This window comes from Paenibacillus motobuensis, assembly GCF_039521865.1.
GTDB classification, from domain to species: Bacteria; Bacillota; Bacilli; order Paenibacillales; family Paenibacillaceae; genus Fontibacillus; species Fontibacillus motobuensis.
This window is the reverse complement of the sequence record NZ_BAAACX010000006.1, coordinates 302,824-310,647: the sequence shown is the minus strand read 5'-3', so window position 1 is coordinate 310,647 and position 7,824 is coordinate 302,824. Positions and strand designations below refer to the sequence as shown.

Sequence of the window (7,824 nt, the reverse complement as noted above, 5' to 3'; positions counted from 1 at the left end):
CTCCCCTTTATAAATAGTCTAATTTATTGGAGGGAAAGACTCCACTTTTATTAGGGGGCCGTGAGGTTTATACACCTATTGAGATGAATTTTCTCCACATCGAAGCCTAAGTTAGAAAATAAGTGCGTGTACGCAGCTATTTTCTAATTTCAGGGGTTTCTCCTCTAAATAAGTGTATTTCTGCACTTAACTCTGCGAAAAAACAGATTATCACGCTTTTAGCTTGTACATTATGAAATTGGACTAAACAACCTTATAAACATTTGTATACAAAATTTCTTGGTAGAGGGCGAACTCTTCTTCCGTGAGAATTTGAGGATAGCTCATTATCTTGAGCGGTAAACCAGGCTGCCCTTTCTGAAGAGGAGGCTGTACATGTTCGAAAGGATTGAGACGAAAACCAAGCCGCTCATAGAAGCCTATTCTCCGCTGCGCCATTTCTGTGTCAGGATATTCTACCTCTAATAGAATGGGCTTTAATGACTCCTCGATATACGCGGCCATTAGTTTTCCACCTATGCCACTTCCACGCGTTGCGGGATCGACAGCAATATGTTCAACAAACCGGAACAACGGAAATTCCCATGCAGCCATAAAAGCGATCAATTGATTACTGCTATTCGTTTCCGTAATAAGACGGTAATGCGGATCAGCCAACAGTTCCTTCTGTCTAGCATAAGTTCTTCGTTCACTTTCAGGAAATGACGCTTTCATAATCGCGAAGATTTTATCAAACTCTCTCTCGTTCATGATTAGATTCTCCCTTTTCTAGACTGCTTGACAATATTTCCGAATTTAGTACCTGGTTCTAAATTTTGAGTAGAGCTATTTGATCTTCATCACTCAAAAATGCCTGAAAAGCATTTCCTGTTAAATATGTCATAGAGAAACGCTTGTCCGCCGATATTCTTCAAGATTATTGTGTTCAATCAGCATAATATCACCTGCTCAATAATTCGGATTATTTTGATAATTCATTCAATGCCATTTAGCACAACTCATTCCACTCTGTTTAATGAGGAAGTTATCGAATGATATTCCTTGTCATTCCAACGGTAAATTTCCTGAATCCAAAAGACTCATAATAGGGTTCCAAGCTTTCTGTACATAAAAGTTGGGGAATTACACGATTTTGTTCGCAATGGTCAATCATTCGATTGAGCATTTCTTTGCCAATTCCTTTAGACTGATAACTCGGCAGTACACACAATCCACATATAATTCCAGTAATCACCCCATCTGAAATAATACGCCCCATCCCCACTAATTTTTGATCTTTGAAAGCATAAATTGCGTACCAACTTTGATTGCACATTTGTTTCAAATCATCACTAGATAATTTAAGAGAATTCCATCCTAATGATTCATAGAGAGAAAGTAATTGCCCGAAATCCTTAGGGGGCTCATTTGTAAAATATATAGTATCCATGCTCTATCCTCCGATTAATATGTTTAAGACCAAACTCCGACTTTAATCACGATATTTTGTTGTATTTTTCCAAGGCAAAGCATCACCATTAGAAGAGACCTGTGTTTGTATAATTTCCCTTGCAACTTCCGGAATAAAGCTATGGCCATTTTTTTGTATTTCATACAGCAGAGTTGTTTTACCGGCACCAGGCCCACCTGTTATTATGATAGAATCATCCCGTAAAATTTTTTTCTCGAGCATAATACGATATCAATCCTCACATTCTTCATCTAGTCATAGTGTTCTCACCTATATGTATTATGCAATTCTGACCCTTGTTAATAGATCTATCAATAGCAAAAGGATTACGTCTATAGAAATCGCAGTCCTTTAATTTTAACATCCTTGATTGAATTATTCTCTGGCAAAGATGTCTTTTATTGCATCTTTTAGTGCATGAGGAAGTAATGTAATGGCAAAAACTCCCTTATAATCTGAATGTAAATCGGATCGCCCGATGCGTTAGATAATATAACTTTGATACTATATAAATTCATGGGATAGCTCCCTAGCGTAGTCCAATATCGTGGAACCGATTTTGGATCGTCTCCCGCAACAGGTACTTGAGCGCTTGGATCGCTTTTGCCTCTGTTGCTTTTGCTTCACTGAATAGATCGATTATTTTGTGAATCGAAGCGCATGCTTCGGAGGTACTCAGCAGTCGTGCCGCTTCTTCCCACATCTCGGCCAAGGCGCGATACTCCTCTGATGCAACATACAGATCGGACCAATAACGCTCCAGTCCGGCAATGTAGATGGAGATATTCTTTTTTGCAGCCGCATAATAATTGATCATTTCTCTGGCACCTATTGGATCGTAATTGCCTGTTTGAAATGCATTGATCATCATATCGTAGGCTGCCTCCCCGCATGCATAGTCCGCTTTAGGCAGCATCAGATCATGGGTCTCCCATTTAAAGATCGCTTGGACCAGTGATTCCCGATAAATCTCTATCTCATCGAGTGGGATGCGTCCCTCAAGAATCTGGTAATGCCAATAAGGACTCTTTCCCTTACCGAACTGCGAATACGGAAGCAACTGATACTCTCTCGTCTGCCCATCCGATATGTAAAGAACTTGCTGATCATCGTCATAACCCGCGGCGACTACAAACCGATCATGCCAGATAACGCAGCCGATCCCACGGTCTAAAGATTTTTGAATATCGCTGATCGCCTGCTTCTGATATAACGGAAATATCGGTTCAAAATTAAACCCTGCTGCCTGCGAAGACGTTATTCCAATGAAATCCGCGGCGAGAAAGTGCTCTGCCATCCAATTGTAGGCTGTCGAGGACTCATCTGTCAGCCGTAGATCAACCGTGAAGCGAAAAGCCGCTGCCGTCTTCCCGGCTAGCATTGCTTTCGAACAATCTATCCAGCCTTGGTGTGTTAGTATCGTATGCATGGCAGCGATATAACCTTCAGCGCCCAGCGGCATTATCAGATTTTTCAATAGGACACTACGCAATGAAATCCTACCTTTCTGTTCAACGTGGAGAGTGTGCCCCCCATCTCGGAGGGGTCGAACGCCTGAGATCCGGATAACGACTGCTAATCGCCTGAAAATAATGAATCGCTTGATCCTCCAGCGCTTCAGCTACTCCCAATAAATGAACCAACTCACCGACACGATCTGAATCTATTTGTTCAGTTCCCTGTTTCATTTGGATACACCCTGTCATGTCCGGAATCATCCTACTAAGTTCCTCGTAACACCCCCGCGCCTCCAAAAGTTCAGGCCAACATCCCTCAACATCTATCAAATAATCCCGAATCTCTGTCCTGGAAACTGCATAAGCATCGAAAATATATCTCGCACCACCCTCATCATATGTTCCTCCCTGCAGCCCTTCCCGCAAATAAGTGTAAGCAAGCTTGCCCGAAGCGATGCTAGTATCTGGAAATGTTCTATAAGGTGTATGCCAGTCATCGATTGCAATCCGCAGTGATTCAAGAACCATCTCCTCATGCGTGATCTCTACATCATCACCAAATATTTCATAGTACCAGAAGGGTGTAAAATTCAGTCCAAAGTTATCGTATAGTACGACCTGACTCTCCGCATGCCTTCCATCTTGAACATAGAACACCTGATCTGCATCATCATAGCCATGGATCACTCCGAACTCGGGAATCCAGTAGATAGCGCCCAGCCCGAGGTCCAGACTCTGCTTGACTGCAATGACCGCTTCCTGTTGATACCAGCGGAATGTAGGGTGCCTCGTTCGTCCCGCATCCGCAACCGATAACAATCCTAAATTCTTAACTGCTGGCTTATGTACCTCAATCCACTGTCCATAGGCCGTAACGGACATGGCCAACAAACGCTCATGCACAGATAATTTAAATGCCATTCCAGTGAGGCCAGAAAGCATGTATTTGGGACCCTGAAATCTTCCCGCTGCAGTAAGAATTGCATACAGACTATCTATATAAGATTTTGATTCTCGTAATAGCTGAATATCGTCTAAGATTACACTGGACACCTTTGGACTCCTTCCGATGCTTCCTGTTTATTATGGCCTATGATACGACGCAAATCACTCCTCATTTTGCAGCCGTTCAATCGTCTGCTGACAACGTACCATCAGTTTTTGACGCAGCCATTTAGGTGATTTTAACGATATCCATGGCGTTGTCAATAAATGTTGTAGAAATGCATCTGTATCATAGAACTCTACCTCATGTTCAAGTTCATGTTGTGCAACAATACGGTAGCCGTACCAGGAATGTTCTGCATGAGGATTAGCTAGAATTACGCAGGCCACAAAGGGTTTTCGACGAGGAGTATAGTGCCTGTTCACGGCATCCATATCCATAGCAAAATCCAGCTCAAACCTCTCCTTCAATACCTGAACCTGCAGCAATCGATCGAGCCGCAGCATAAGCTGCTGGCGTTCGAGTTCACAATAGACAACAACATAGTCCGCATTATAGCGGGAGATGAATTGCAGCGGGTACATGCGAGCATGCTGCGGCCCCCCTTCATCGTCTAGATAAATGAGGTCGACCTTTGCAGCATCTTTGATCGCCTGCGACAGTTTCTCAAAATTCTGAATAATCCGAGGATTCAGTTCAAATTGCGGCAATCTGCTGCTCGTATCATCCTCATTACCAGCTGTAAAACGGTCGAGCACATGAGCAATGCGTTGAATTGTCTCCCCATTGTCATAATCATACTGACGATAGCGATAAGCGAGATACTTCAGCACCTTCTGTTCCTCTTCCGTCATATAAAGATGCGGGAGGACATACGTCTTATCCTCGTAACAATACCCTCGATGACGTGCGATATAGAGAAGTGGGGCCCGCAAAGAAGATGTCATATACTCGATATCACGCTGCGCCTGACGTCTCGAGATTTCGAATTGTTCAGCAATATGACCACTATTCGGATACTTTCCCTCACGAATACGTTGATCGAACCAGTGAATACGATGCATATGACTCAAGGTTATCCCCCTTTTTTTTAGAAAAAAGTATTTAAATCTATTACATCATTAGACCCTCTTGCTTGGCAAGCCAACAAAATAAAAGGGCCCGTCCCATTAGGGCAGGCCTCCTTCCACACTCACGGCAATCGAGCGTTACACAGCATCTACTTTGTTCTGCTCTGCTTTGGAACATTTCTTGCAGACAGTCACTACCGTACCATTCGTCTTCGCACGTGGATATAACAGTTTAATTCTTGTGCTGTTGCAGATCGGACAAGTTCCTCGGCCGCGAGACGGGAGTCCCCACAGGGAACGTCCTCTTTTGGGTTTTGACATTGTTGATTGGCCCCCTTTTCTATCTTTTCTTCATTATAAAATAGCTGCTACGACATATAATGTCGTAGCAAACCTTAGATTTGCGTTCATCGCACATAACATGCCATACTGCTGTCAGGTTATAACTGATAAAATTCGGATATAGCAGCACAAAGATGAATTATTCAGTTCACAAGTTGAAGGAGGACATAAATTGGCGGAATTACTAAAAGATATTTATAATGAGGAATTTTTATTAGATTTTAGTAAAAAGGTTCAATCTGCCTATAGCGATTTTGATACTACGGCATTTGTAGCGGCAGTGATGGATGATACATGGGATACGCTTCCGCTTAAAGCTCGAACACGGCGGATTTCCGAGAAGCTTGGGCTTTATCTACCCAATGACTATACCGCCGCGCTGAATATTTTATATGCCATTGTGGACAACTGCATTGGTTTTCCATATCTTTTCTTTCCGGATTTTGTAGAAGTATATGGTCGGGAGGAAAGGCACTGGGAGCTCTCTATGAACGCATTAGAGAACTTTACGCAAAAATCATCCGCTGAATTCGCCATTAGGACATTTATTCTGACTGACCCTGAGCGGGCGATGCGCCGGATGGCTTCCTGGGCTGAGCACTCCAATGAGCATGTAAGACGGCTTGCCAGCGAAGGCTGCCGTCCACGTCTTCCCTGGGGACAAATCCTTCCAATGTTTAAGGAGAATCCAACTTCGGTATTGTCTATCCTTGAGTTGCTCAAGGCAGACCCTTCCCTGTATGTGCGCAAAAGCGTCGCCAATAACCTCAACGATGTAACTAAGGACAATCCTGCCTTGGTGTTAGAAACAGCACGTCGTTGGATCGGAAATAATCCTGATACGGATTGGATCATACGGCATGGCTGCCGTACATTGATCCGCAGAGCGATTCCTGAAGCTATGAAGTTATTTGGCTACGCGAGCTCTACAGAGGAAGTTCCGCTTACCACGTCAGCTTCAATCTCTGTACAGCCCTCGGCTCTTATGATTGGCGATAGCTGCGAGATACAGTATAGCCTTGATGTCCGCGAAGGTGAATCACTACATATTCGGATTGAGTACGGGATTTACTTCATTAAGGCAAATGGGAAACGGTCGCGCAAATTATTTCTGCTCTCTGATAAAACCATAACCGGCGGTATACGTCTCACCGGAACAAGAAGACATAGCTGGGCTGATTTGACCACACGACGCCATTATCCAGGCAATCACAGGATTGTACTTCTCGTGAATGGTGTTGAAGTTGCAGAGACTTCGCTAACGCTCGAGAGTCCATAATATCGTTATAGATTTAACCAATTGATCTCTTCTGGTCTTCGTGCTCATATTACTTCAGTCTTGGGGGACATTATAATTGGTACAAAATAAAATCCAAAACTGATGAGGGGAAAAAATGCAAAAATGGACTGCTGTGATGCTGCTCTCCTGCATACTGATGATGTTCGGTCCGCATAACTCAGTAAAGGCAGCAACCAAAACTGATGAGAAAGAAATAAAGCAAATACTGGACAATCTTTTTACGAATAAATCTGATTATTTAGCGGATCGTGACAATAAATTAGCGGAATTCTATGATAATAAGCATTCGTTAAGCCGTAGAGCTTATAAGATGGAAGTTGACCGCAAGCTCTACCTGCATACTTGGGCCAAGAAAAGAAACATGAAGATCGTCAATTCCCAATCCAAAATTCGCGTAACGAGGGTCAGGATCGGAGAAAATGTAGCTGTTGTTTCTCTCGGCCATTCACAAAAAATATCCTACAGCTATAATAATCATCCTTCTTCTGCCCAGTGGTTCGGATTGGGAACATGGCATGCTATCACGTTAAAGAAGATAGGCGATCGCTGGATTGTTTGGAAGGAATGGTATCTAGATCCTTTGGAGGAAAACCCGAGCTTAATTCCTTCTGGTTTTCCCGTCCATTCCCCTAACCGAGAAGTAGCCCAAGATGGCAAAAAATATAGGCGAAAGGCTGCCGTTGCTTATGCAGATAAATACGCTGGTCTGGCCTGGGGTGCAGGCAACAATGGAAAGTACAATCGAAAATACAAAAGTTACAATAATCATGGCGGAGACTGTACTAACTTTGTTTCCCAAGCGCTCGGTGATCCTAAAGAAGGCGGTGGTCTACCGATGCGAGAGGGATGGAGATACCACTATCCAAATGGCGGAAGCAGGACATGGGTTCAAACGGATGCGCTCAAAAATTTTATTCTCAATTCAGGCTATGGTCGCGTTATTACAACGGATTTCTTTCCAGAATTGATGAAGCAAACGGATGCGCAACCTTATGGGGCTATAGGCAAACTTAAGGAGGGGGATTTAATCGCACATGTCTTGAAAAATGATGTCGATCATTTCTCAATCGTGACGGGATTCGATGATCATGGCTACCCTCTGGTCAATTCTCACACTGCGGATCGCTTCAGAGCTCCGTTCGATCTGGGCTGGGACAAGACAACTAAATATATTCTCATCCAAATTCGTGATTAACAATTGATTCAGTTAACACATACTTACTTGATCCTTCTCATATATTTAATGGACAAGTTGGATA

Annotated in this window: 9 protein-coding genes; 2 read left to right on the top strand and 7 right to left on the bottom strand. The window is 43.2% G+C overall.

Annotated features, from left to right (window positions below; all coding sequences use genetic code 11):
* Window positions 1–243: 243 nt before the first annotated feature.
* From ABD014_RS05260 to ABD014_RS05230, 7 genes are all read right to left on the bottom strand, one after another.
* Window positions 244–750 (bottom strand): GNAT family N-acetyltransferase, encoded by a 507-nt coding sequence (locus ABD014_RS05260; protein ID WP_343858313.1) that lies wholly within the window; start codon window positions 748–750, stop codon window positions 244–246.
* Window positions 751–1,024: 274 nt separating this feature from the next.
* Window positions 1,025–1,429 (bottom strand): GNAT family N-acetyltransferase, encoded by a 405-nt coding sequence (locus tag ABD014_RS05255; protein WP_343858311.1) that lies wholly within the window; start codon window positions 1,427–1,429, stop codon window positions 1,025–1,027.
* A gap of 42 nt (window positions 1,430–1,471) precedes the next feature.
* A complete protein-coding gene (locus tag ABD014_RS05250) occupies window positions 1,472–1,672 on the bottom strand; it encodes an AAA family ATPase (RefSeq protein WP_343858309.1) in 201 nt (66 codons plus the stop codon).
* Between the two features lie 307 nt (window positions 1,673–1,979).
* Complete coding sequence (locus ABD014_RS05245) at window positions 1,980–2,927, bottom strand: hypothetical protein (protein WP_343858307.1); 948 nt, start codon at window positions 2,925–2,927, stop codon at window positions 1,980–1,982.
* A gap of 34 nt (window positions 2,928–2,961) precedes the next feature.
* Entirely contained in the window at window positions 2,962–3,960 is a 999-nt protein-coding gene (locus ABD014_RS05240; protein WP_343858305.1) for a hypothetical protein, read from the bottom strand.
* A 54-nt stretch (window positions 3,961–4,014) separates the two neighbouring features.
* Entirely contained in the window at window positions 4,015–4,917 is a 903-nt protein-coding gene (locus tag ABD014_RS05235) for a helix-turn-helix transcriptional regulator (RefSeq protein ID WP_343858363.1), read from the bottom strand.
* Window positions 4,918–5,061: 144 nt separating this feature from the next.
* The gene (locus tag ABD014_RS05230) at window positions 5,062–5,244 is read right to left on the bottom strand and encodes a hypothetical protein (RefSeq protein ID WP_343858303.1); all 183 of its coding nucleotides are present in this window, start codon (window positions 5,242–5,244) and stop codon (window positions 5,062–5,064) included.
* 193 nt (window positions 5,245–5,437) lie between these two features.
* Here ABD014_RS05230 and ABD014_RS05225 point away from each other — a divergent pair, with 193 nt between their 5' ends.
* Window positions 5,438–6,544 carry a DNA alkylation repair protein gene (locus ABD014_RS05225; RefSeq protein WP_343858301.1) on the top strand — a complete coding sequence of 369 codons (1,107 nt, stop codon included), beginning with the start codon at window positions 5,438–5,440 and terminating at the stop codon, window positions 6,542–6,544.
* Window positions 6,545–6,659: 115 nt separating this feature from the next.
* Entirely contained in the window at window positions 6,660–7,760 is a 1,101-nt protein-coding gene (locus tag ABD014_RS05220) for an amidase domain-containing protein (protein ID WP_343858299.1), read from the top strand.
* Window positions 7,761–7,824: the final 64 nt, after the last annotated feature.

Bases quoted from the DNA above. Each gene is read 5' to 3' on its own strand.
- ABD014_RS05235 (WP_343858363.1), bottom strand. From the start codon at position 4,917: ATGCATCGTATTCACTGGTTCGATCAACGTATTCGTGAGGGAAAGTAT.
- ABD014_RS05255 (WP_343858311.1), bottom strand. From the start codon at position 1,429: ATGGATACTATATATTTTACAAATGAGCCCCCTAAGGATTTCGGGCAA.
- ABD014_RS05220 (WP_343858299.1), top strand. From the start codon at position 6,660: ATGCAAAAATGGACTGCTGTGATGCTGCTCTCCTGCATACTGATGATG.
- ABD014_RS05250 (WP_343858309.1), bottom strand. From the start codon at position 1,672: ATGCTCGAGAAAAAAATTTTACGGGATGATTCTATCATAATAACAGGT.
- ABD014_RS05230 (WP_343858303.1), bottom strand. From the start codon at position 5,244: ATGTCAAAACCCAAAAGAGGACGTTCCCTGTGGGGACTCCCGTCTCGC.
- ABD014_RS05260 (WP_343858313.1), bottom strand. From the start codon at position 750: ATGAACGAGAGAGAGTTTGATAAAATCTTCGCGATTATGAAAGCGTCA.